Annotated in this window: 21 protein-coding genes and 2 pseudogenes; 14 read left to right on the top strand and 9 right to left on the bottom strand. The window is 61.9% G+C overall.

The window, feature by feature from the left end; translation table 11 throughout:
* Positions 1–19: 19 nt before the first annotated feature.
* Positions 20–772: an IclR family transcriptional regulator gene (locus MUN23_RS21765; RefSeq protein ID WP_256468667.1), complete on the bottom strand. Its 753-nt coding sequence runs from the start codon at positions 770–772 to the stop codon at positions 20–22.
* A gap of 445 nt (positions 773–1,217) precedes the next feature.
* On the opposite strand from MUN23_RS21765, the gene MUN23_RS21760 reads away from it, so the two are divergent.
* The 7 genes and pseudogenes from MUN23_RS21760 to MUN23_RS21735 all read left to right on the top strand — a co-directional run bounded on the left by MUN23_RS21760 (position 1,218) and on the right by MUN23_RS21735 (position 6,702).
* Positions 1,218–1,994, top strand: coding sequence for an electron transfer flavoprotein subunit beta/FixA family protein (locus MUN23_RS21760; RefSeq protein ID WP_248761099.1), 777 nt, complete (start codon positions 1,218–1,220; stop codon positions 1,992–1,994).
* A gap of 10 nt (positions 1,995–2,004) precedes the next feature.
* Entirely contained in the window at positions 2,005–2,991 is a 987-nt protein-coding gene (locus MUN23_RS21755) for an electron transfer flavoprotein subunit alpha/FixB family protein (RefSeq protein WP_248761097.1), read from the top strand.
* 501 nt (positions 2,992–3,492) lie between these two features.
* Entirely contained in the window at positions 3,493–4,566 is a 1,074-nt protein-coding gene (locus MUN23_RS21750) for a cytochrome b/b6 domain-containing protein (RefSeq protein ID WP_248761095.1), read from the top strand.
* 271 nt (positions 4,567–4,837) lie between these two features.
* Complete coding sequence (locus tag MUN23_RS21745) at positions 4,838–5,005, top strand: hypothetical protein (protein ID WP_248761093.1); 168 nt, start codon at positions 4,838–4,840, stop codon at positions 5,003–5,005.
* 15 nt (positions 5,006–5,020) lie between these two features.
* Positions 5,021–5,450: pseudogene (locus MUN23_RS21740) on the top strand (aminotransferase class III-fold pyridoxal phosphate-dependent enzyme); the annotation flags it as partial.
* Between the two features lie 442 nt (positions 5,451–5,892).
* Positions 5,893–6,024: a hypothetical protein gene (locus MUN23_RS23520; RefSeq protein ID WP_256468665.1), complete on the top strand. Its 132-nt coding sequence runs from the start codon at positions 5,893–5,895 to the stop codon at positions 6,022–6,024.
* A gap of 306 nt (positions 6,025–6,330) precedes the next feature.
* Positions 6,331–6,702: a hypothetical protein gene (locus MUN23_RS21735; RefSeq protein WP_248761091.1), complete on the top strand. Its 372-nt coding sequence runs from the start codon at positions 6,331–6,333 to the stop codon at positions 6,700–6,702.
* A 353-nt stretch (positions 6,703–7,055) separates the two neighbouring features.
* Here MUN23_RS21735 and MUN23_RS21730 read toward each other — a convergent pair whose 3' ends face one another.
* The 4 genes from MUN23_RS21730 to MUN23_RS21715 form a co-directional block, all read right to left on the bottom strand.
* Positions 7,056–7,703 (bottom strand): hypothetical protein, encoded by a 648-nt coding sequence (locus MUN23_RS21730; protein ID WP_248761089.1) that lies wholly within the window; start codon positions 7,701–7,703, stop codon positions 7,056–7,058.
* Positions 7,704–7,845: 142 nt separating this feature from the next.
* Positions 7,846–8,925, bottom strand: a complete 1,080-nt coding sequence (locus MUN23_RS21725; RefSeq protein ID WP_248761087.1) for a tyrosine-type recombinase/integrase — start codon at positions 8,923–8,925, stop codon at positions 7,846–7,848.
* A gap of 382 nt (positions 8,926–9,307) precedes the next feature.
* A complete protein-coding gene (locus MUN23_RS21720; RefSeq protein WP_248761086.1) occupies positions 9,308–9,661 on the bottom strand; it encodes a helix-turn-helix transcriptional regulator in 354 nt (117 codons plus the stop codon).
* Positions 9,654–10,787, bottom strand: coding sequence for a site-specific integrase (locus MUN23_RS21715; RefSeq protein ID WP_248761084.1), 1,134 nt, complete (start codon positions 10,785–10,787; stop codon positions 9,654–9,656). Before MUN23_RS21715 ends, MUN23_RS21720 begins: the two co-directional genes overlap by 8 nt.
* Before the next feature lie 370 nt (positions 10,788–11,157).
* On the opposite strand from MUN23_RS21715, the gene MUN23_RS21710 reads away from it, so the two are divergent.
* Complete coding sequence (locus tag MUN23_RS21710; RefSeq protein WP_248761082.1) at positions 11,158–11,487, top strand: hypothetical protein; 330 nt, start codon at positions 11,158–11,160, stop codon at positions 11,485–11,487.
* 185 nt (positions 11,488–11,672) lie between these two features.
* On the opposite strand, the gene MUN23_RS21705 is transcribed toward MUN23_RS21710, so the two are convergent.
* On the bottom strand, positions 11,673–11,975 hold the full coding sequence (locus MUN23_RS21705) for a DUF4193 domain-containing protein (RefSeq protein ID WP_248761080.1): 303 nt from the start codon (positions 11,973–11,975) through the stop codon (positions 11,673–11,675).
* A gap of 497 nt (positions 11,976–12,472) precedes the next feature.
* On the opposite strand from MUN23_RS21705, the gene MUN23_RS21700 reads away from it, so the two are divergent.
* From MUN23_RS21700 to MUN23_RS21675, 6 genes and pseudogenes are all read left to right on the top strand, one after another.
* Positions 12,473–13,570 carry a site-specific integrase gene (locus MUN23_RS21700; RefSeq protein ID WP_248761078.1) on the top strand — a complete coding sequence of 366 codons (1,098 nt, stop codon included), beginning with the start codon at positions 12,473–12,475 and terminating at the stop codon, positions 13,568–13,570.
* 5 nt (positions 13,571–13,575) lie between these two features.
* Complete coding sequence (locus tag MUN23_RS21695; RefSeq protein WP_248761076.1) at positions 13,576–13,908, top strand: helix-turn-helix transcriptional regulator; 333 nt, start codon at positions 13,576–13,578, stop codon at positions 13,906–13,908.
* A gap of 684 nt (positions 13,909–14,592) precedes the next feature.
* Positions 14,593–15,393 carry a hypothetical protein gene (locus MUN23_RS21690; protein WP_248761075.1) on the top strand — a complete coding sequence of 267 codons (801 nt, stop codon included), beginning with the start codon at positions 14,593–14,595 and terminating at the stop codon, positions 15,391–15,393.
* A 241-nt stretch (positions 15,394–15,634) separates the two neighbouring features.
* Positions 15,635–16,006, top strand: a complete 372-nt coding sequence (locus tag MUN23_RS21685) for a hypothetical protein (protein ID WP_248761073.1) — start codon at positions 15,635–15,637, stop codon at positions 16,004–16,006.
* Positions 16,007–16,578: 572 nt separating this feature from the next.
* Positions 16,579–16,770: pseudogene (locus tag MUN23_RS21680) on the top strand (integrase core domain-containing protein); the annotation flags it as partial.
* 476 nt (positions 16,771–17,246) lie between these two features.
* Positions 17,247–17,870: a transposase gene (locus MUN23_RS21675; RefSeq protein ID WP_248761071.1), complete on the top strand. Its 624-nt coding sequence runs from the start codon at positions 17,247–17,249 to the stop codon at positions 17,868–17,870.
* On the opposite strand, the gene MUN23_RS21670 is transcribed toward MUN23_RS21675, so the two are convergent.
* The 3 genes from MUN23_RS21670 to MUN23_RS21660 all read right to left on the bottom strand — a co-directional run bounded on the left by MUN23_RS21670 (position 17,867) and on the right by MUN23_RS21660 (position 22,330).
* Entirely contained in the window at positions 17,867–19,306 is a 1,440-nt protein-coding gene (locus MUN23_RS21670; RefSeq protein ID WP_248764170.1) for an aromatic amino acid lyase, read from the bottom strand. The genes MUN23_RS21675 and MUN23_RS21670 overlap by 4 nt on opposite strands.
* 377 nt (positions 19,307–19,683) lie before the next feature.
* A complete protein-coding gene (locus tag MUN23_RS21665; RefSeq protein WP_248761070.1) occupies positions 19,684–21,393 on the bottom strand; it encodes a urocanate hydratase in 1,710 nt (569 codons plus the stop codon).
* Positions 21,394–21,421: 28 nt separating this feature from the next.
* Positions 21,422–22,330, bottom strand: a complete 909-nt coding sequence (locus tag MUN23_RS21660; RefSeq protein ID WP_248761069.1) for an ABC transporter substrate-binding protein — start codon at positions 22,328–22,330, stop codon at positions 21,422–21,424.
* Positions 22,331–22,396 lie beyond the last annotated feature (66 nt).

Raw genomic sequence — 22,396 nt, 5'->3', positions numbered from 1 at the left:
ATTCGCGGTCCATTGGACCTCACTGCACGAAGGGGTGGAGGAGGGCATCAACGACCTTCCGAACCGTGGTCTCAGTGCATCGAATGGTTGGTATGGCGATTGACAGGGAGAGAGGGGGAGCGCCTGGCTCATTTCTCAGCGGGACGGCAAACCCACTCAGCCCGGGTTCGTACTCGTCAGTCGACCGGGAGATCGAACTCTCTCGGATCTGATCGAGGGAGGCCTTGAGCTCACTCCACGTGTGAAGCGTGTGCTCGGTGCGTATTTCGTACGGCCCGGGACCGAGGCGGTCTCGGATGATCTGATCATCAAGCTGGGAGAGGAGAGACTTGCCGATCGCGGTACTGTGTGCCGGGATGCGGGATCCAACCACCGTTTGAGTGGATAGAACCCTGGTACTCGGAATCGAGTCGAGGTATAGGGCATGGGTCCCGTCGAGTATGGCGAGGTTGACGTCCTCGTTGAACTCCTCGTTCAGCTGTCGCATCCAGCTTCGCACGAAGTCAGTCACGCCGCTCTCCGGTTTGCCGGCTAGGCGGAGGATCTGAGGCCCAAGTCGCAATTCTCGTGTGATCGGATCCTGCTTCAAGTACTGGTCCAGGACCAGGGTGTGGCAGAACCGAACCACTGTGGGGAGCGGCAGAGCGAGCAGGCGTGAGATCTCTGACTGCATCAGCACCGGTCGCTCCACGCTGAAGAGCGACAGAATCGAGAGCCCGCGTCGCAGAGTGCGCGTGCCCGTACTTTCATCAGTTGATACTTGTGTTTGCACAGTGCAAGTATCCCGCTATCCGAATTAGAAAGTCAAGGACTCGCAACGCATTGAAATGTGCAATTTATTGTCTACCTTGGGCAGTTTGCTATACGGAGAAGTGGACAACTCCTACCGCCTAAATAGAAGACTAGTAAGTATCACTAAGTGAAAGTAGCACACACGCCTTGACACCTGTGCTCCATGTCACTTACTGTTCGAAGGGCGCCTTGAAACTCTGTATGGGTTCCTTCCTATCTGATCATTGCTGGCAACGAGTCCACAGATGGACGCTCGGGCACCCCTCCCATCGAGGATCGCCGAGAGGTGAGGGACGCATCGAGTCGGGGTACGCCATGAAACTCGTCATGCTTTTCGAAAAGTTGAGTTGCCTGTCGAGAAATGGACCAAGCGCTTGATAATCGACATCCAATCGATTGACGCTTCTTGTGTGAAGGAGATGCTGATGAAAATCGTTGTTCTCATGAAGGAGGTTCCCGATACCTACGGGGACCGGAAACTCAGCCTAGAAACTGGGCTCGCCGATCGTACCGCGAGCGATACCGTTCTCGACGAGATCGGGGAACGAGCTCTCGAGGTTGCACTGTCGTACGCCGACAAGAACCCCGGCACCGAGGTGGAAGTGCTCTCGATGGCCCCGGCCGACGCAGCCGCGACGCTGCGCAAGGGCTTGGCAATGGGCGCATCCAGTGCCGTTCATGTGACCGACAAGGCTCTCTTGGGCGCGGATCTCGGCCTCACTGCCGAGGTGCTCGCCGCGGCCATCCAGCACATTGGCTATGACCTCGTGATAGCGGGAAATCAGTCGACTGACGGCTCGGGCGCTGTGCTGCCGGCAATGATCGCGGAGTGGCTCGGAGTGCCGCAGATATCCCAGCTGACCTCGGTTGAGATCGAATTGGATCTCATAACCGGCCAGCGTGCGACGGATACGGGAACGATGAAAGTTTCTGCACCCCTCCCGGCGGTGATATCGGTTACGGAGCGCATGCCCGATGCACGGTTCCCGAACTTCAAGGGAATCATGGCCGCGAAGAAGAAACCGTTCGAGACGCTGACACTGGAACAGCTCAATGTTGACCCCGATAAACCAGAGGCGGCCCGTTCGATCATTATTTCGGTTGGCGAGAAGCCCCCGCGTGGGGCCGGCGTCAAGATCAGCGATGAGGGCGATGCTGGGGCGAAGCTGGCCCAGTTCCTCATCGAGAATCAACTCGTGTGAGGAAAGAACCATGACTGATTACGCAGCCGATTCCATCCTAGTGCTGGCCGAACTGACCCCGTCAGGCGAGCTCACGAAGAGCACGGTAGCCCTGCTGGGCGCAGCAGCAGCGGTGGGAACCCCAGCCGCGCTTGTAGTGTCGCCGCCGGAAGCCGGCCCTGGAGCGGCGGAGGCGGCAAGTGCAGCAGGTGCGGCGCGTGTGCTTGTTGCGCATGCCGCCGATTTCACGACCGCGCTCACAGTTCCCACCGTCGATGCGCTCGCCGCAGCAGCCGAGCTGGTAAAGCCCGATGCGGTGCTGATCGGCAACTCGATCGAAGGGCGCGACGTTGCCGGGCGATTTGCCGCACGCACGCGTTCGAGTCTTGCCGTGGACGCAGTTGGCATATCCCGCGACGATGAGGGAATTGTGGCCGCACACTCTGTCTACGGCGGCGCATACAACGTCTCGTCTGCCGCGACGTGGGGATTCCCGGTCATCACGGTACGGCAGGGAGCAATCGATTCTCCCGCCCGGCCCCAAATCGTAGCCATTGAGACGCTCGAGGTAGCAGCCTCCGGCAAGGCCGCAGCGACGATCGTCTCCTTTGCAGAGTCGACGGAGGTGTCGAGCCGTCCCGAGCTTCGTGGTGCTTCGAAGGTCGTGTCGGGCGGGCGCGGCCTCGGCTCCACTGAGAACTTCGCGCTCGTCGAACAACTCGCCGATACGCTGGGCGCCGCCATAGGCGCATCACGTGCCGCCGTCGACGCTGGGTATATCGAGCAGTCTCACCAGGTTGGCCAGACCGGCGTATCCGTCTCGCCCCAGCTGTATGTTGCCCTCGGCATCTCCGGGGCCATTCAGCACCGCGCGGGCATGCAGACCGCAAAAACCATCGTGGCGATCAACAAGGATGCGGATGCACCAATCTTCGATATCACCGATTTTGGTGTTGTCGGCGATGTGTTCACGGTCGTTCCCGGCCTGATCGCGGCCCTCGACGCGCACAAGGCATAACCAATGGCAAAGTATGGGTCGCGCTTTCGCCGCGGGCTTCCGCGTCATGCCGGGGGACAGCCCTGGCCGCTCACAGAAGAGGCGCCTCCTGCTGAGCAAACGGCCACTTCCGATGTGGTGGACCTCGGCTCCATCGTCGACGACGCTCCGGTTCGTGAGATGGCCGAGCAGACGCCCGTATCGCCGCAGCCGTGCGCTGCGGATCGGCCGCACCTCAAGAGTTCGATCCGTCGAGGCCTACCCCGGGTACCGGGCGGAGACCCATGGCCCCTACTCTCGGATGCTCAGTCCGCCCCGCGCGAGCCCTCTGCCACTGCTGCCCCTATCCGCTCTGCTCCATCCACACGAACCGTTCGTCGCGGCCTGCCGCGAGTTGACGAAGGGGCTGCCCTATCAGCGCCGACGTCTGGACCCCTCAGCGAAGCGGGCAGTGCTAACAAAGCGCAAGCAAGCACCGGCCTCGCGACTTCGCGGGCCGCCGAAATGGGGGCACATCCAGCCATGAGGACACCGGAAGCGGGCTCGCTCGAGAACAGCAAGCCCACCGCATCCCTTGCCGCTGAGCCGGAGCCCACGCCGTCCTCGCTACCGACTGGCAGGGCCCGGACTGGCCTAGCCGATACCCCGCCCGCGGTCGCCTCGACTGCGCCGGCGGCACAACTCGGCGCAAAACCCAGCATATGGTCGTGGAAGTCGAATACCGGCATCCTCACCGGCGGGGCCGCAGCGCTCGTTCTGGCGGCGATGATTGTCCTGCTGGTGCGCTGGCTCATGACACTCGAGTTCTTGCAGAGCTTTCTCGTCGCATTCCCGGGGGAGTATCACCTGCCCGCGGGTACGCAGTCAGGATTTCCCGCCTGGGTGCAGTGGCAGCACTTCTTCAACATGTTCTTCATCGTGTTGATCATTCGAACCGGCCTGCAAGTGCGCACTGAGAAACGTCCGGCTGCATTCTGGACACCTAAATGGTCGAAGGGCGGCAAAGGTAAGATCAGCCTAGCCCTATGGCTGCACCAGTCCCTCGACGTGCTCTGGCTTGTTAACGGCGCCGTGTTCGTCGTCTTGCTGATTGCGACCGGGCACTGGGCGAGGATTGTGCCAACGAGCTGGGAAGTGTTCCCCAACGCGCTATCGGCTGTGATCCAGTACATCTCCCTGGACTGGCCGACGGAGAACGGCTGGGTTAACTACAACAGCCTCCAACAGCTGGCGTATTTCACCACCGTGTTCATCGCCGCCCCACTCGCCGCCATCACGGGAGTGCGAATGTCAGGCCTGTGGCCGAAGAAGACCACGACACTGAACAAGGCGTATCCGATCGAGTTGGCCCGCGCCGTGCATTTTCCGGTGATGCTCTACTTCGTGATCTTCATCATCTTCCACGTCGCCCTCGTCTTGGCCACGGGTGCGCTGCGCAACCTTAACCACATGTATGGCGGTACGGATGCGGTGAACTGGACCGGATTCTGGATCTTTGCTGGTTCGCTGGTGCTCGTGGTGGCCGCCTGGTTCGCGGCGAGGCCGCTCATCCTGGCTCCAATTGCAAAACTATCTGGCAAGGTCTCGTCCCGCTGAGCCCCCACGCTGGAGAGCGTGCGGGCCAGCCCTCGAACCTGGAACACCTGTTCTTGCGATCGCGGACTTGGGCTTGAAGCGCGCAACGGTGGATGGGCGGGGGCCGGCCAGGACGCGCCGCAGTTCTAGCACGTGGATGAATACCTTGCGTATCTGACGGACAGGAACTACTCGTCTAGTCTGGCCAGTCGCGAGATCAACATCCGGCAACGGGGCCACAGTTAGCTCATGATAGCGCACCACACAATCGAGATACGAGGAAGTCCGACCCATGAAAAACCCTATTGACCTCGCAATCGCAGTCACCGCGACCGACCGTGCCAGCATGGATCGCCGGCTCAATGAAGCCGTGACCATGACCAGAACACGGGCAATGCAGGAGAGCGTCAGGGCATTCTGGTCACTCGACATGACTTCGGTTCCTTCACGGTTGCCCTAAGTGATGCTGTGCCTCTACCCCGGCGGCCTGACCTACTCGGGCCACCCGCTCGCGGCGGCTGCCGCCGTGGCGACCATCAACGCGATGGAGAACGAACAGATCGTCAAGCACGCGGCAGCCCTCGGCGAGACCGTCATCGGCCCAGCCCTCCGCGGATTCGCCGAACGCCACCCCTCCGTCGGCGAAGTCCGCGGAAAAAGCGTCTTCTGGGCAATCGAACTCGTCAAGGACCGACAGACCCGCGAGCCCCTGGCCCCGTACGGCGGCTCAAGCCCGGAAATGAACCAGCTAGTGGCCGCCTGCAAGTCCCCGCGGCCTGCTCCCGTTCGCGAACTTCAAGCGCATCCACGTCGTCCCGCCGTGCAACACCGGCGCGGAAGACACCCAGAAGGGCCTGGCCATCCTGGACACCGTGTTAGACATCGCGGACGGTTTCGCCGCCTGATGAATTGGGATATTCGCGACGGACAGGGGCCGCACGTGAAGGCACCCAAGGGTGATATCGGCGTTGCCTTCGGAGATTGAAGTCAACTCCGGGGATTACGCATGGAGGTGAGCTTTCGAGATGAAATGTCCGGCGCGTTGATGACGTCGGGCCGAATTACTCACTGATCTGGCTTGCCCCGGAGGGCGTCTGCGGCCGGGAACTGTTCGGTGAGGCTCTCGGATATGAAATCAGGGTCGAGTCCGAGCTGATTAGTCCCTTGCGGCCGGCCGCCCGAAATAGCTCAAGAAGGAAGCGAACTCACATGAAGAAGAGATCCACCGTAATCCCCGTAGACCTGAGGAAGTCCCGGTCCCGGACTGGTCATCACTGCCCCGCTAGCGGTTGGTGGAGTCCCATTGGCGGGACCGGACCCGCGCGCTTTGTTGGCGAGGGCGAACTTATGCCCGCAGCGAACGGCCAGCAAATGGACTGGAAGATAATCGGCGCGGAGCAGGCTGATGGCGAACGATTCAACCTCGCCAGCCCTGTCAATAGTGCCGACGATCAGCCGGTATTGGCTTTGACTGATTGACGTAATCGCAGTTATGACCTCAAAAAATTCGACCGCCAAGCGGTTGTCACCGACGGCGGGGAAAGCCAGCCAAGAGAGTGAGGACTTATGACCATTCAAGCAGCGCCCGATCGTCTCATCGTAGCCGTTCAAACACGAATGGAATTAGACGCAGCCTTGGACAGGGCGCTGGAGCTCTTGAAGCCCGTGGCAATGACCGAACGTGTCGGCATCCTGGTAACACGGCGGCCCCAGGCCGCTACGAGGCTCGGCTGAACTGTGAGCTGCCACCGGACAGGACGCGGGAAAGCTGGGGTGACACCTCCGATGAACCAAGATAACGGCGGTATCTTCGGCGAGACGGCCGTCAGCTTGATGCTGGGCGCATGCCCCACGGCCGGCCAAGCTACCTGCTCGCTGCGGAAGGCGGCTGCAAACCTCGCAGCGGGACGAAACGGGCCGAAAGACTCCCTCACAACTTGTGAAGTCGAATCCTTCCTGTTACTTGCGCCGGGGCACCGAGTGGTTGTGATTGGTCACGAAACCGGTGAAGTTCGGCGCGCGTCGGTTGACGCCATTTTCCCGCAACAAGGGTTTGTCTGGGTCGTCACAGATTTAGGCGAGCGGAAGCTGCTCGACATTGCTCTGCACACGGTCTGGCGACCGGATGCGCGTCAAGTCTGTGGTAGCGAGCTCTAGAATCCGGCAACACCTGATTCCAAAAGCCGACAACGTATCTCGGCGAAAATGCAGCTTTGGCGTGATGACCACGGTCGTGCGTCACCTAGTACTACAGTCGCGTTTAATTTCTGTCCCGTCGGCGTTTTAATCGGATTTCTCGCCGTGGACCTGTTCATCGTTGATGGTGTGTGATGAGATCTGTGCTGTCCGGCGGCCTATTGAAACGGGCTTGCGACCTCCAAGTCGAGCCGTATCCAGCGAACCGAGACGTCGAATTAGCCGGACCTTAACGCCTCTCCCCTGCCCGGAATTGACTGGCAGCGAGACGTGTTGTTGTGGGACGAGTTGAACGCTTGAGGTTTTTCCGGGAGTTAGCTTGGGCTCTTCGGCGGGTCTTGCGCTGAGGTGATGCTCAGGAAGTGCTCGGATCTTTTGAACTGCCAGATGGAAAAAGTGAAGACCCCCGCGAAGAGTGCCGTCAGGACGGGCCAGATCCAGGAAATACCCTCGAAGCCTTGGCGGACGTTGAGCAGCAACTGCGCTGCGCACATGAGTATGTATCCAGGTGCCAGCAGAAGCTGCAGGGCAAGAGCCTGTCTGGTCTGTGCAGCGATTCCTCGAACGGCGGGTAGATGCTCAGACCTGGGAGGAACTTTCCCGAATATCTGATCATTAACGTTCTTGCGTTCAGGCTTTTCCAACCAAATCGCTGCTCCTTGTCGCTGGGGCTGCACCAGCGGGTTTACTCTTTTCCTGGCATAGACGAACCCACCTATGAAAGCTCCCAGTGACGCGGCGGAAACGCCAACACCAAGAGGTCCAATCCAATCGTCGAAGCCGATTTGAAGTGCAAGTGCAGAAACGATGAAACCCAGGCCAATCAGGAGCAAGGCTCCTATGGGGACGAAGACCAGGTAGTAAGTCCTCAATGCTCTCGCAATTCCGTGGTCGGTAATGCCTGTGGCTATTTTCTCGGCTTTCGCCCATCCAGCCTCGGCTTCCGAATCCCTTTGACTCATAGTTATCCCCCAAGTAGGCATGTCCGCAGGCCGATGATTATCCAACTGTGCGTTATCACTTGTTGACTGTCCATAACGAGGATCAGTCGCTTAGACAAAATGCTGGGTGGAATTCTCGGGTCTGGCTTGCTTGTCGGGCGGGCTAGCTTGTCGCTTGCGATGATAGGGCCGACATGTATTCCATGTAGTTTGCCGACGATGCCAGCGCATGGCGATCAATCGTGGCCGGGGCGTAGCCAAGGGCTTCCGCGATGATGGCTACCGGGGCGAGTTTGGTGAGTTCGTGCAGTGTTCCGAGCCTGGCCGCCCGGCTGCTGAAAAGGGTGCTGAGTCGCTGGGTGAGGGTCGAGGCCCGAAGGTGCCGGCCGGGGGCGCCGCCGCGGAACACCCAGTTGCTGTTGGGGTGCGCTGCTGTTTGATCATGGGTCGGGGTGGCCGCCAGTTCGCGCCAGGGCTCATCGAGCGGCGATGTGAGAGCGATCTCGACGGTTCCGAAGGTGATGGTAACGAGTTCCTCTGTCACCGTGACGTTGTCCCACGTCAGTTGGACGATGTCGGAGACCTGCTGGCCGAAGACCATGACGAGGATGGCTGCTGCGCGATCCCGGAGGTTCATGTCGGTCGTGTGGCCCAGGCTGTGCATGATTTCTGTTTGCCTGGCGGCGTCCAGCCGGGGGCTGGTGCCGCGACGGTGAGGCTGCAGCTTCAAAGAGGGGTCGATGAGGCTGGTCCTGATTGCCCAGTCGAGGAAGCGTGAGGCGATGCCTCGCGTCGTTGGGCCTTCAGCCTGCCACCGGTCCAAGTGCGCTTGGTTCACTTCCGCAAGTTCAGTGTCGTGCTCGGTGAGCCAGTTCAGCAGGTCGATGGCGACGGTGACCGATTGTTTGGCCCGGAGGAACGTGCCTTGAGTGACTTCGTCCATCTGGTTCATGCGGCGCTGGTGATGCCAGCGGATGTAACGCCGGGTGATGTCGCGATGGTTCTGGCTGGTGATCCGCTCGAGTGCCTGCTCGGCCCAATCGCTAAACCTCGCGCTGAGTTCATCGCGGCGTGGCAAAGCATTGTGTTCGACGAGGAGGCCGCGGACGTATTCGCGGGTGCGGGATGCCGGTAGTTCGTCGAGGCGGGCGTGTGTGATCACAGGCGCGGCCGCCAGTTGTTGGAGGAACGCGGTGACGTGCGGTTGCTGGATCCAGGTCAGGCCGCTGTTGGCGCGTTTCATGGATTTCAGGGCCGTGGCGACTGCCTGGAGAGCGGGGGAGGGCGGCGCTTGGTTGTCTGGTGGGCTGAGGAGCCGGTCGACAGTGGCCGAGAGAATGCATGCCCAGCACCGGTTGCCGGAGTGGAGCTCGTCTTCGTTGCCGCACCCGATGCAGTCGACGTTGAGACTGACGCCGGAGCACTTTCGGCATGCCGGCATGGTGTCGACGCGGCCAGGCAGGACGCCCTCGTGGCCGCAGGCACAAGTGCCGCGCGTTCTTTTGGCCTGCTGGTAGCAGTAGCCGCAGATTCCGCCGTCGGGCCAGCGGACCGCGATTTGATGGTGTTCGGCGCAGCGCCCGCATGGTTCGGGCCATGTTGCGGGGTCACTGGCTTTTCGTGGTCTAGGCATCTTCTTTCGGTGGCATGAGGCGGATCCGGCGTGCGATCGGCGCACCGGGCTGGATCCCCAGGTCTTCCGGCCTCTTCGGTGCATTGGCAGTCTTGGCGGCGCGCATCTGGACGTAGGGTTCGAACAGGTCGTTGGGTGTGCATTCCAGGATGTCGCAGAGGGCCGCGAAGGTCTGGGCAGGGATGCGTTCGGGTGTTCCGGTGACGAGCCGGTGGACCTGGGCGTTGGAGAGGTTGATGCCCCGGGTCTTTAGTAGGGGGAGGAGCTCGGTGGTTTTCCAGAGGTTACGTTGGGCCATCAGTTGCCGAAGGTTCCAGCGGTAGCCGATCCGTCGCTGTTCAGCCATGGCCGTTCCCCTCGTCAGTGCCGCCGTTGCGTAGCCGCTGGGCGATCATTTTTTGGATGGTCTTCTGTTTGAAGTCCGCCGACACGGAAGTATAGAGGGCTGTAGTGGAGGAGTAGCTGTGCCCGACCTGTTGCTGGATGAACAGAGGGTCGTAGCCGGCCTCGATCAGATGCGTTACGTATGAGTGCCGCAGCGTGTGCAGGGTCAGTTCCTCCGGGAGCCCGGCGTTTTTCCTCACGCGTTGAAAGGAGCGGTCGAAGTTGCGGTAAACCGTGGAGCCGGAGCGTTCAGAGGGCCACAGGCTGGCGGACCGGTCGGCGGTTGGGAAACGTTTGCGGCCGTCAGGGGAGAGCCAGTACTCCAGGAGCCCTACCACCCAGTCGAACTCGGGGACCGTCAGTACTGTCCGGCGGCGGGGCCCTGAGCCCTTGGTTCCCTTGGCCCAGCGCACCTGGAGTGCTCCGAACCGGCCGAAAGCCTCAACGTGAGGGTTGGGCCCGAAATCGACATACTCGAGCATCGCCAGCTCGCGCCGCCGCAGCCCGTAGGCATAGGCGATCTTGAAAGCCGTCGAGTCTCGCAGCGCAGGAAGCCAGCGCTTTGAACTCTTGGCGAATTCGGTGTCGACCAGGTCGTCGGCGGCATCGAAGAACGTCTGGAGTTCGGCCTTGGTGAACGCCCGGCGGCGTGCTGGCATGGCATCGTCGGTGGTGTGGCGAGGTGAATTCCACTCGAACACGACCTGCACCGGGATGTCCGCAAACACCCGTTCGCAGAAGGCTGCCCACCCGTAGCGGCCGTCAGTCAGGTAGGAGCAAAAGGCCCTGATGGCACCGGAATTGGCACGCAGCGTCGACAGCGCCAGACCTTTGTCGGAGCTGCGACGGTCGGCCAGGAACTCATCCACGTGATGCGCCGACCAGGTCCACGGATATTCGTTCGCGTGCTCCTGAAAGCGCTGAACCGTCCCGCATGAGCTCTTGATGTACGACGTCGAGAGGCCACGGGCCAGCATCTGGGCACGCCAGCCATCCAACATCGCCTCAAAGACGCGATCTTCAGCACGCAGCAACCCGACATTCGCGTTGGTCAGAAAGGCCGGAATTCGTCCGGCTTCAATATTCACGAACCAAACTCTACGCGAGAATCTCTCATCTAATGAGAGATTACGCCGCTAATCCGCATGACTACGCGCGAGCCGCAGCAACCCTCGTTTCGCATGTGCCATCCCAAAGCTAGGCCTGACCTGCGAAAACACGGCAAAGCGCACGTGGACGGGTTCTCTCATCTGTTTGAACTCGTCCTACTTTAACGCCGATAACCCACCTTATGTAAAGCTGGTTGCTTGAGGCAACTTTTTGTCACTCTGGGCGGCGCCCCACGTCCGGGCGCAGCAAAACCTAACACGGCAGGAGTATTGCCTGGATCACATTTGGTCTATGGTTGTCCGGGGCGCCACAGCGTTGTGGCACCCGACTTAGAGCGGAGAAATTTTCGTGACGACAGACAAGCTTCGCGTGCTGGTCCGGGTTGACCTCGACTGCGCCAAGGCCCAGGTTTCAGCGCAGGGCCATGTGACCTCCAAAAGCGTCCACGGCCTGTATGGCGTCATGAAGCGCGCCAACTCGCTCACCGCGGGCATGACCCTGGAGCTCGATATGACCCGGGCCCGGATCGAGCCCGACGCGTTGGAAGAACTCCGGACCTGCTCGCGGTCCCACCATCTGCCTGCCGATGTCGATCCGCTCCAGTCCGACTACACGCTGAGCATCCTCACCCCAGACGATGCTGCGCCTCTTGGAGTAATGACTGCCCAGGCGGCCTGACCCCAGCAGCAATCCCCGACGCCTGGGAAAAGGTTACCGACGAAACACCGCTTGCGCCGCCGAAACGGCCGCTCAGGCGGGCTCATCCCCCGCATTTCCGGGGATCTTTCACATGCCGAAAATGGAGAATCTCTCACGCCAATTGGGCTGCTGTCGAATGCTGCGTCCTGGCGAAGGAATCTCTCCTAGCCCTCGCACTCGATGCAGTAGGAGTGGCCGTTGCTTTCGCGTGCGAGTTGGGACCGGTGCCGGACGAGGAAACAGGAATAGCAGGTGAACTCGTCCGCGGCCTGGGGAATGACCTGAACGATGAGCTCCTCGGCGACGATCTCTCCCCCGGGTGTCAGGCCCTCATCGAGTGCATCCGCTTCGTCCAGTTCAGTGACGACGCTGCGGGCATCCGGGGCGTTCGCGGACTGCAATGCCTCCAGGGAACGGTCCTGCGATTCCTTGACGTCGGAACGGACTTCGTCGTAATCGGTTGCCACTTTAAGTGATTCTCATTTCTGAAGTTTTCTACGATGTTCTTTCTAACGAGACTGCAACGTACACCAATGCGCCGTTGTTCCCATGCCAAAGGACCGGAGGACGTCAGGGCCGCGCTATAATGCGGATCACGCCGGCGCATTCCCCGCGTCACCCCAATGCCAGAGCCATACGTCGCCGCCCAGATGGGCAACCCCCGACAGGCGACGACGGCCGATAGTTGACGTTACGTAAAGTAGAACAGTGATTATTGCATCCGATGCACGATCACACCTCCTCCGCCCATTGCCACCCGGTACCGCGTCACTTGAAGTAGGAATATGCCTGTGACCTGCGGAAACACCACGCGAATGGTCGGCGGGGCTACTCGTAGGTCCACGAAGCAGCCCTCAAAAGCTGGAGGGCATCAAGCTGGAATGGCCCTCTGATCCGCGGATTTGCGCGGATTCTGCATTAATTGCTTGATTCTTGCATCCAATGCAATGTATCAGGAGGGTTCGTGGCGGTCGATTTAGCGGGGCGGGTGCTCGACTTCGGCGCTGTGCGTTTCCTTCACCCGGAGGACCACGTGTTCACACAGATGCTCACGGGCTGGCGCAACCAGCAGCTGAGTAGGAACCTGTCGTTTGGCACGATCGAGGGCCGGGAACGGGTGGTGACGCGGTTCCAGGAGTCCACGAATGAGTATCCGTGGCAGTGGACGCCGGCCCACGTGGACGAGTTCTTCGGGGATCTGCGCAGCGTGAAGCGTGCCGCCCAGTCCACAATCCGGAGCTATCAGGCAGCGCTGAGGGCGTTCTGCGCCTATGCGGCGTCGCCTGAGTATGGCTGGGACCGGGTCTGTGAACAGTACTTCGGAACGCACCCTGCACAGGTATGTTTTGACTGGAACACCGCGGTCCATGCGCAGGCGACAGAGTCAGCTCCTGTCCGGCGCCCGTTCACCAGGCAGGAGTTGCAGGCCTTCTTTGACCGAGCCGATGACGAGGTGGACCGGATCGCGACTCTGGGCCGCAAGGGCTGGCTGCCGGCCTACCGCGACGCTGTCCTGTTCAAGGTGGCCTACTGCTGGGGGCTGCGACGCAATGAGGTCAGACACCTGCAGACTGTGGATTTTTCCAGGAACCCCCACGCGCGGGAGTTTGGCAAGTACGGGGTGCTGCAGGTCCGCTATGGCAAGGCCATGCGGGGCTCTCCCCCGAAACGCCGCAGCGTCCTGACAGTGTTTGACTGGTCGGCGGAGATCATCGCCGACTGGCTGGAACGCGGCCACCCGCACATGACCGACGGGCTGGACCTGTTCCCCTCCGAACGCGGCACTCTGGTTTCCGAGACCGCGCTGAACCGCAGGTTCAACCGCTACTGCCAAGACCTGGGCCTCTCCCCCGGCCTGGACATCCACTCGCTGCGCCGCTCCTACGTCACCCACCTGATCGAAGCCGGCATGGACCCCCTGTTCGTCCAGCACCAGGCTGGACACGAACACGCCTCGACCACGGCCCTCTATACCTCCGTCTCCAGCGACTACCGGGTCAAAACGCTGCGCCGGGCCCTGGACTCCACCGTCCGGGACGCCCTTGCCGGAATGGAAGACTGAACCTCATGAAACGAGAGATCGACTACCGGTGGCGGCTCGCCGAACTCATGGCAGCCCGCGGAATGCACAACAGCACCGACCTGGGCCCGTTGCTGAAGGAACGCGGCATCGAGCTCTCGGCCTCCCAGGTATATCGGCTGGTCACCCAGCGCCCGGAACGTGTCTCGCTGATGATGGTCGCCGCCCTCTGCGATATCTTCTCCTGCGGACCCGAGGACCTGGTCACCGTCATTGCAACAGACGCCAAGGTCCGCAAGGCCGCCTCCGACGCCAATGTCGTGGACCTGAACAAGACCATCCGGCCAAAACGTGCCCGCGTGATCCGCGATGACGGCTGAAATCACACCGCGGCTTGCCGTCCGCGGCCGGCCCCGCACGACAGGAGACTTCACCTGCGACAGATGCTCACGGACAGCCGGCAGGCACCGCGCCAGCTGGCCAGAAGGCAGGGTCTGCGGGACCTGCTTCACCGTCGCCATGCGCACTCACGGGCCCTGCCCCGACTGCCGAACGGAGCGCATGCTCCCGGGAAGGTTTGCTGCCCACAGCGACCAACCGGTCTGTGTCGATTGCGCAGGTATCACCCAGGACTACCACTGCTCCGGCTGCGGCACGGAAACCGAGCATTACCGCCAGAACATTTGCGCACGCTGCTCACTTCGGGACGACCTCACCGTCCTGTTGCGCGTCGACGAGGCCCGGGGATAGGAAACCACGGCGACGAAACTGCTTGGCGCGCTCTGCGGAGCCCAGCGCCCCGAAAGCATCCTCACGTGGCTGCGTAAAACCGGTGTCCGCGATTTGCTAGCCCGGCTTGCCACCGGCGAGATCCCCCTCAGCCATGAAGCTCTGGACAAGGAACCAAACAGCCTGCGGGTGGAACACATGCGCAGCCTGCTCACCCACCACAAGTTACTCCCGGAGAGGGACCACTACCTCGCGCTCTTTCAACGCTGGCTCACGAGCAAGCTCGCGAACGTTGACGACGTCGACATCAGACGACCCGTTGAATCCTTTGCCCGGTGGCACCACCTGCGACGCATCCGGAGCCTCTCCGCAGAGGGAAGCCCACCCGCGGTCCCGTACACAGCGCGAAGCAGGAAATCAGCGAAACCATAAAATTCCTCAACTGGCTCAAGCTCACCCACGGACGGACCGTCGCCTCGTGCGTCCAGGCCGACGTCGACGCTTGGCTGGCCGACGGCCCGACCACAAGGCACGCCATCAGAACCTTCGTCGTCTGGGCGGTCAAGAACCGGACCTGCACCAACATCACCATCGGATTCCGGCAGGCCAAGACCGTGCCACTGCTCACCCAGGGCCAGCGGCTCGGAATGCTCAAAGCCTGCCTGACCGACAACATAGACACCCTGCCTTACCGGGTCGCCGCCACTCTCCTGCTGCTCTACGCCCAGCCGGTCGTGAAGATCGCCGCGATGAGAAGCACCGACGTGATCCTCACGCCCGACGGCCTGCGCCTGTCCCTCGGCGAAGGCGACCCTGCACCAGTACCGGAGCCGTTCGCGTCACTGCTCACAGAACACCTGGCCGCACGCCCCAACTTGCGCACCGGCAGCAGTTCAGGCAGCGAATGGTTGTTCCCCGGCTACCGGCCCGGGCAACACATCCACCCAAACACGCTCATGGAGCGCCTCAGGGAAATCGGCATCAACCTCCTCGGTGCACGCAACGCATCCCTCCGCGCGCTCGTCACCGAAGTTCCGGCCCCGCTCGTCGCCGAAATGCTCGGCTACAGCTATCAAGTGACCCAGAAGCACGCAACCGCGGCCGCCGAGCCCTGGTCCCGCTATCCAAGAATCTAGGCGACGCGGATAATGACTGACACCATCGGAATCGATCGATAGCCACTCCCTAGAGATCTGGAACGGGCCTCACGGATGGCAGCCCGACTAATGGAGGCAATGGTGGCAACAAAGGAAGAACTGCAACGGAGGCTTCAACGCATCCTCCGCTGGTTCCTTCCAGTAATGGTCATCATGCTGATCTCCACCGTCCTAAGCCTCGTTGGTTCAAGTGGTCCATGACGTGAAGCCGGCCAGACGGATGACCGAGGTGGTCCGTGATCAGTTCGAGGAGACGGCGCGTGTTTGCGAGATGGCCGGTTGGCGTCACACGGTCCTCCACGAGCCGGATCGGATCCTGGCCGCCAATCTTGCCTTCCTGCGAAACGCACGGCATTCACGCTCTCATCCCGACCCTGTGATGTCCGAGCAGATCGGCAATGTCTTCTCAGGCGGACGAACCCTCGGCGAGGGCCGGGAGATGGTGAACCGGCGGTTTCCAGCATTGGCGATGCCTTTCATCAAGCACTTGATCTGGCACCGGCGGCTGTCTGTTGATCCGACCGAGCGTCTGGACTTCGACACCGTCGCTACGACAGTTCCCCAACTCGAGGAGAATCGATGCTGCGCCTGAACCTGGGCGACCTGTTGACGTGGCAGGACGAGGAATACCTCGTCGTCGCGGCCCGGCCACGGGCGGCGATGCTGCGCCGCCTTGCCGATAACGACACCGTATGGGTGGACGTAGCCTTCCTTGCCGACGAAATCAGCGTGGCTGACCGACCTGAGCCCGTTGACCACACGGAGGACCTTTCGTTGACCGCCACGGTCAGCAAGGCCGACTTGGAAACCGCCCGCTGGTGGGTCGAACAACTCAACGAAATCACGTTCGGTGTCCCGGACCCCGATGCGCCGGGCGCAGTCCCCCGTCCCGGCTACGGACCTGGCACTTCCAAACAAAGCCGCGAAGCCCGGAAGGTCAGCGAACTGTCTGCCGCCGGTTATAAGGCATCCGTGCGTAGCCTTCAGCGGAAACAGCAGCAATATGAGAGGCATGGTGTCTACGGACTCATCGACCGCCGGACCCTCACCGGGGGCAATGGGACTCCGCGGGTTGAGGACCGGATTGTTGAGGCGGTGCTCGCAGTGCTCGCGGCAACCCGGAACGACTCGACTGTCTCGGTCTCCACTCTGATCGACAAGACCTTCATCGAATCCTTCAACGCCCAGTTCAAAAGGGAACAACTCTCCGGAGAAATCATGGACACCATGGCCGAAGCCATATATTTGGCCGAGGAATGGAAAGCTATCTACAATCATGAACGGCCCCACGGATCCCTGGACGGCATGACGCCGAAACGCTACTGGGACAACTGGACCGCGAAAAACCAATTTGCCTTTGTGTCCTTGCCGGACGCCCGTTCCGGGCTGAAAATGGTGCCGTGGCCGCCTGCCGACGCCGTCTTTCTATGGTTCGTTGAGGCCGTCAATTAGCCGGGCGTTGGGGGTCACGCTGTGGGCCCTTCATTGTTTGTTGTCGAGAACGCGGATTAGATTCCGTTTTCCCTGGTGATCCCCACGGGGCGGCCGCTTCGATAATCAACAGGTCCGCGCTGTGAGGAGATGAGCAGTACCATGCTGGCTGAATCCCAGGATGAGGAACAGATCATTGCCAGGGTCGCCGCGATCGACATTGGCAAGGCCGAACTCGTCTGTTGTGTCCGGGTCCCCGCGGAAGGGAACCCGAAGAAGCGGTTACAGGAGGTGTCCACGCATTCGACGATGAGCCGTTCGCTGGCGGAGCTGGCCAACCATCTCGTCGACCTCCGTATCGAGCGGGTGGTGATGGAGGCGACCAGCGATTACTGGAAACCGTGTTCTACGTCCTCGAGGCGCACGGGCTCGAGCCGTGGCTGGTCAACGCGCGCGACGTCAGGCATCTGCCGGGACGTCCGAAGACCGACGTGCTCGATTCCATCTGGCTGTGCAAGGTCGCCGAACGGCAGATGCTGCGGCCCAGTTTCGTCCCGCCCGCCCCGATCCGCAGGCTCCGGGACCTGACCCGGTACCGGATTGATCTGGTCGGAACGCGGACGGCGGAGAAGAACCGGGTCGAGAAACTCCTTGAGGATGCGTGCATTAAGCTCTCCGTAGTTGCCTCAGACATTTTCGGGGTGTCCGGGCGGGAGATGATGGCAGCGCTGATCGACGGGGAACGGAACCCGAAAGTGCACCCGGCATCGTTCGCCGTGTTCGATCTGCTGGCCATGGCTGGGCACGGCATTCGCCGTGTTCCGCTTTCGGACCGCCGAGCGCTACTCGAGGAATTGTCGGCCGCTTGGACGGTTCCGCTAAACCTCTCCCCCGCTACGACGGATCGCGAGGTGGCCCCCGCAGCATCCGGCGATACCTTCTGCGCGCTCCCGCCAAGGCATGCATCCCGCAAGAGCGCGTGCGGACGTCTTCGGTGGACGCCAAAGCGCTCGGGGCGGGACTAGCGTCCCAAACTGGCTAGTCGCTCAAGAATTCCTTCCGCGGCTTCCAGATCCTCTCTTTGATCGCGGTCAGAGTCATCCTGGGGCAACGAGAGCGCCATTTCGTACGCGTCCGACGTAGTAGCCGAACGCATGTCAGTTGGTACTAGGCCCCGTTGCCGCAGTAGGCGTGTAGCGATAACGAGTTCACCTGCTACTACAGAGCGATAGGCGCGAACAGCTCTCTCCAGCTGAACCACTCCCTCGCTCGCAAAGCTTGCGTCCTCCTCCGTGCCCCTCGACAAAACCACAGTTGCCAGGCTGCTGGGATGGGCAGCTGTATGTATTGCCCCATAGGCGCTGCCGACAACGTATTCAATCGTCATGACGCCGGAAGCACTCTCCTCCCCGACTGCCAGGAACGGGTTTAGTAACGTGTATTCCGGCTCTGTCATCATCCGAATTCTGGACATACTCAGAGGAACAGTCTGGGCCAAAGCAATTTTGACACCGTCGAGAGCCAACGACAACGGAGCCTGGTGGAATCCAGCACTGTGCTCAACAGCGACCCCCCTGCCGTCTTCGTTATACACGAAGAGAGGATTCTCCTGAGCTGCGACAATGAGTCGCGACAGCAACTCCTCGATCTTGTCCATAGCATTAATAAGGCCTATGGTGGACGGCAAAAAAGCACGCAGCCCGTACGGGTCCTGTATGCGCGACGGACTATGATCAGCGCCAACGATGTTCCGCATTCTCTCAGCAAATCGCTGTGCTCCTTCAGCTGCGGTGCCTTTGGCCGAGGCATCGCTAAAGGGGGAAGGGTTGCCCGAAAGCCCCGTGAAGGTGAGTGCGTATGTCACAAGCTCTGCATCAACTGTCTGGCGGAGATCGTGAGCGGCAAGAACTGCACGGCCGATAGTCAGGGCGTTGCTAGAGACAAAGGGCAGTGCGCTGTCCTTTCCCCAGGCCGCCATGGGCTCGAGAGGGCCGGTGGCGGGCCGCTCACCCAGCAACGTAAGCGCTGCCCCACAAAGAGCTGAAAGGTCAGCCGAACCAACTGAGCCGAACTCGCGGATCGTGGGCAGAGAATTGGCGTTGAGCATAGAGGCAAGTGCTGGCAGGATACGGTCTTCGAGGCCCGCTCCAGGGGTGCACAGCTGCGACAGGCGCACGGCAAGCATCGCCCGGACGGCGTCTTCGGGTAGCGGACTTCCGGAATCGACAGCGCTACTTCGAAGAAGACGCATCCCGTGCGCGCTGTCCTTCTCGTCAACTACGGCAGTTTTGTTGGCGCCAAAGCCAGTCGATCGGCCGTAAGTTGGGATCCGTTCCGAAAGAGTGGCGGCTTCATGATGGGCGAATCGGATCGAATCAATGACAGCGGTTGAGATCGCGACACCGGCTCGTTCTCGCGCAATGGCGACGACTTCAGATGTTGTGGTTGACCCAGAATACACAATCAATGTGGCTCCTCTAGTAATGGATACGCCCCGGCCGTTGCCGCCGGAAACTATGCGTGCGCTCCGACGCGGCGAGCCCGAGCTTCTTGCTAGGCAACAGTCTCCACTCCGTGCACATGGACAACGTTGCTTCGTCGCACGGTAGTGATATATCGGGACGACCGCCACCACCAACTGGGACTGCACTTCGAAGCCCACCTGGAGTCGGCAAGTCGAGCACAGAAAATCGTGCGCCGTGAACCCTCGATGCAGCCTTCCCAAAGCGCGAAGTCCCCCGAAGTGGAACGTCCAACAGATGACCTCAGCCCTCGGCCCCGGCCGCCGGAGAGCTCCGGCCACCGGGCTCCTTGATGTAGAGGCCAACTGCTTGCGGGCTACCTGCCCGCGTTCGCTGCTGTCTCCTTCATGGCGATGCGGACGCCGCGTTCGTTGGCGACGTCGAGGGCGCGGTCGTAGCCGGCGTCGGCGTGGCGGATGACGCCCATGCCGGGGTCGTTGGTGAGGAGGCGTTCGAGTTTCTGCGCGGCGAGGTCGGTGCCGTCGGCGACGGAGACCTGGCCGGCGTGGATGGAGCGGCCGATGCCGACGCCGCCGCCGTGGTGGATGGAGACCCAGGTGGCGCCGGAGGCGGTGTTGAGCAGGGCGTTGAGCAGCGGCCAGTCGGCGATCGCGTCGGAGCCGTCGGCCATGGCCTCGGTCTCGCGGTACGGGGAGGCGACGGAGCCGGAGTCCAGATGGTCGCGGCCGATCACGATGGGCGCCTTGACCTTGCCTTCCTTGACGAGCTGGTTGAACAGCAGCCCGGCCTTGGCACGGTCGCCGTAGCCGAGCCAGCAGATCCGGGCCGGCAGGCCCTCGAACTCGACGCGTTCCTGGGCCGCGTCGATCCAGCGGTGCAGGTGCTTGTTCTCGGGGAAGAGTTCCTTGATGGCCTTGTCGGTGACGGCGATGTCCTCCGGGTCGCCGGAGAGCGCCACCCAGCGGAACGGGCCCAGGCCCTCGCAGAACAGCGGGCGGATGTAGGCCGGGACGAAGCCGGGAAACTCGAACGCCCGGGCGTAGCCGCCGGTGCGGGCCTCGTCGCGGATGGAGTTGCCGTAATCGAAGACCTCCGCGCCGGCGTCCTGGAATTCGACCATGGCCTGGACGTGTTTGGCCATGGACGCCTGGGCCTTTTTGGTGAAGCCCTCCGGGTCCGCGGCGGCCTCGCTGTGCCATTCGCCCACCGAGATGCCCTCGGGCAGGTAGGACAGCGGATCGTGGGCCGAGGTCTGGTCCGTGACAATGTCCACGGTGAGCTCACCGGCGTTGTGGCGGCGCAGGATCTCGGGGAAGACCTCGGCGGCGTTCCCGACGTAGCCCACGGACCAGCCGCGGCGCTCTTCCTTGGCCGCCAGGACCTTGGCGATGGCGGTGTCGAGGTCCGTTTCGACCTCGTCGAGGTAGCGTTTGCCGGCGCGGCGGCGCAGGTGGCTTTCGTCGACGTCGACGATCAGGCAGGCGCCCTCGTTCAGGGTGACGGCGAGCGGCTGGGCGCCGCCCATGCCGCCGCAGCCGCCGGTCAGGGTCAGGGTTCCGGCGAGGGTGCCGTCCTCGTCGCCGGTGAGTTTGCGGGCGATCGCGGCGAAGGTTTCGAAGGTGCCCTGCAGGATGCCCTGGGTGCCGATGTAGATCCAGGACCCGGCGGTCATCTGGCCATACATCATCAGGCCCTCGGCCTCGAGGCGGCGGAACTCGGGCCAGTTGGCCCAGTCGCCCACGAGGTTGGAGTTGGCCAGGAGCACACGAGGCGCCCATTCGTTGGTCCGGAACACACCGACGGGCTTGCCGGACTGGACCAGCAGCGTCTCGTCGCTTTCCATGGTTTCCAGGGTGCGGGTGATCGCATCGAACGCCGCCCAGGACCGGACGGCCCGGCCCGTGCCGCCGTAGACCACCAGGTCATCCGGGCGTTCGGCCACCTCGGGATCGAGGTTGTTCATCAGCATGCGCAGCGGCGCTTCGGTCTGCCAGCTCTTGGCGGTGAGCTCAGTGCCGCGGGCAGCTTTGACCGGGCGGGCACCGGTGGTGAAATCGGCTGTCATTGTGTACTCCTGTTGTCCTGCGGCGGGCCTAGGCCAGATTCTTGGACTTCAGCCAGTCCTTGGCGATCTCGCCGACGTCCTCGAACTTCGCCACACGGCCGTTCATCTCGATGAGGTCCTCAGTGGTCAGCGCCGCGGAGACCTTGTCCAGGACCTCCTTGACGGTGGTTGTGGCCTTGTTCTCGTTGATGACCGGGACGATGTTCTCGGACAGGAACAGGTTCTTGTCGTCATCGAGCACCACGAGATTGTTGGCGGTCAGGGCGGGATCAGTACTGAATAGGTTTCCAACGTGTACCTGGCCGGAAAGAAGGGCGTTCAGCGTCAGCGGTCCGCCGGCGTCAAGCGGTAGGAATTCCTTGAACTCAAGGCCGTAGACGGACTTCAGCCCTGCGACGCCGTTGAGGCGGGTCTTCCACTCCGGAGCAGCACCCAAGCCCATTTCCCCGGCCACCCGCTGCAGATCGCTGGTGGACTTGAGGTTGTACTTATCGGCTGTTTCTTTCTTCACTGCCAGGACATCCTTGTCCTCTGCTTGAGATGCCGTGAGCTGAGTCAGCCCGGACGGGATCTTGGTGCCGAGTTCTTTGGTAACCTCATCCGAAGTCACCGCCTTGGTTGTGGGGTCAAGGTACTGCAAAAGGGCTCCGCCGTATTCGGGCATGAGGTCGATGGAGCCGTCCTTGAGGGCGGGAATGGTGACCTCGCGGCTGCCGATGCTCGGCTTCTCAGTAACCTGGACACCATTGGCGTTGAGGGCCTCGGCGTAGATCTTGGCAATCAGCTGGCTTTCCGGGAAGTCCGCGGAACCGACGATGATGCTGTCGCCCGAGGCGGCGGTCTGGGTGTTGGAGCTGCTCATCGGATCCCCGCCGCAGGCGGTCAGGGCAATGGCGGCAGCAGCCGCGAGGGTGATGCCGGTCAGGTACTTTTTCATGTCAATGCTCTCTGGGGGAGGCTGGCGCAGGGCATGCAGCGGCCAGGCTGGGGCGGGTCTTCGCCG

The organism is Pseudarthrobacter sp. SSS035 (assembly GCF_023273875.1).
Lineage (GTDB): Bacteria > Actinomycetota > Actinomycetes > Actinomycetales > Micrococcaceae > Arthrobacter.
This window is presented reverse-complemented; position numbering and strand designations above follow the sequence as displayed.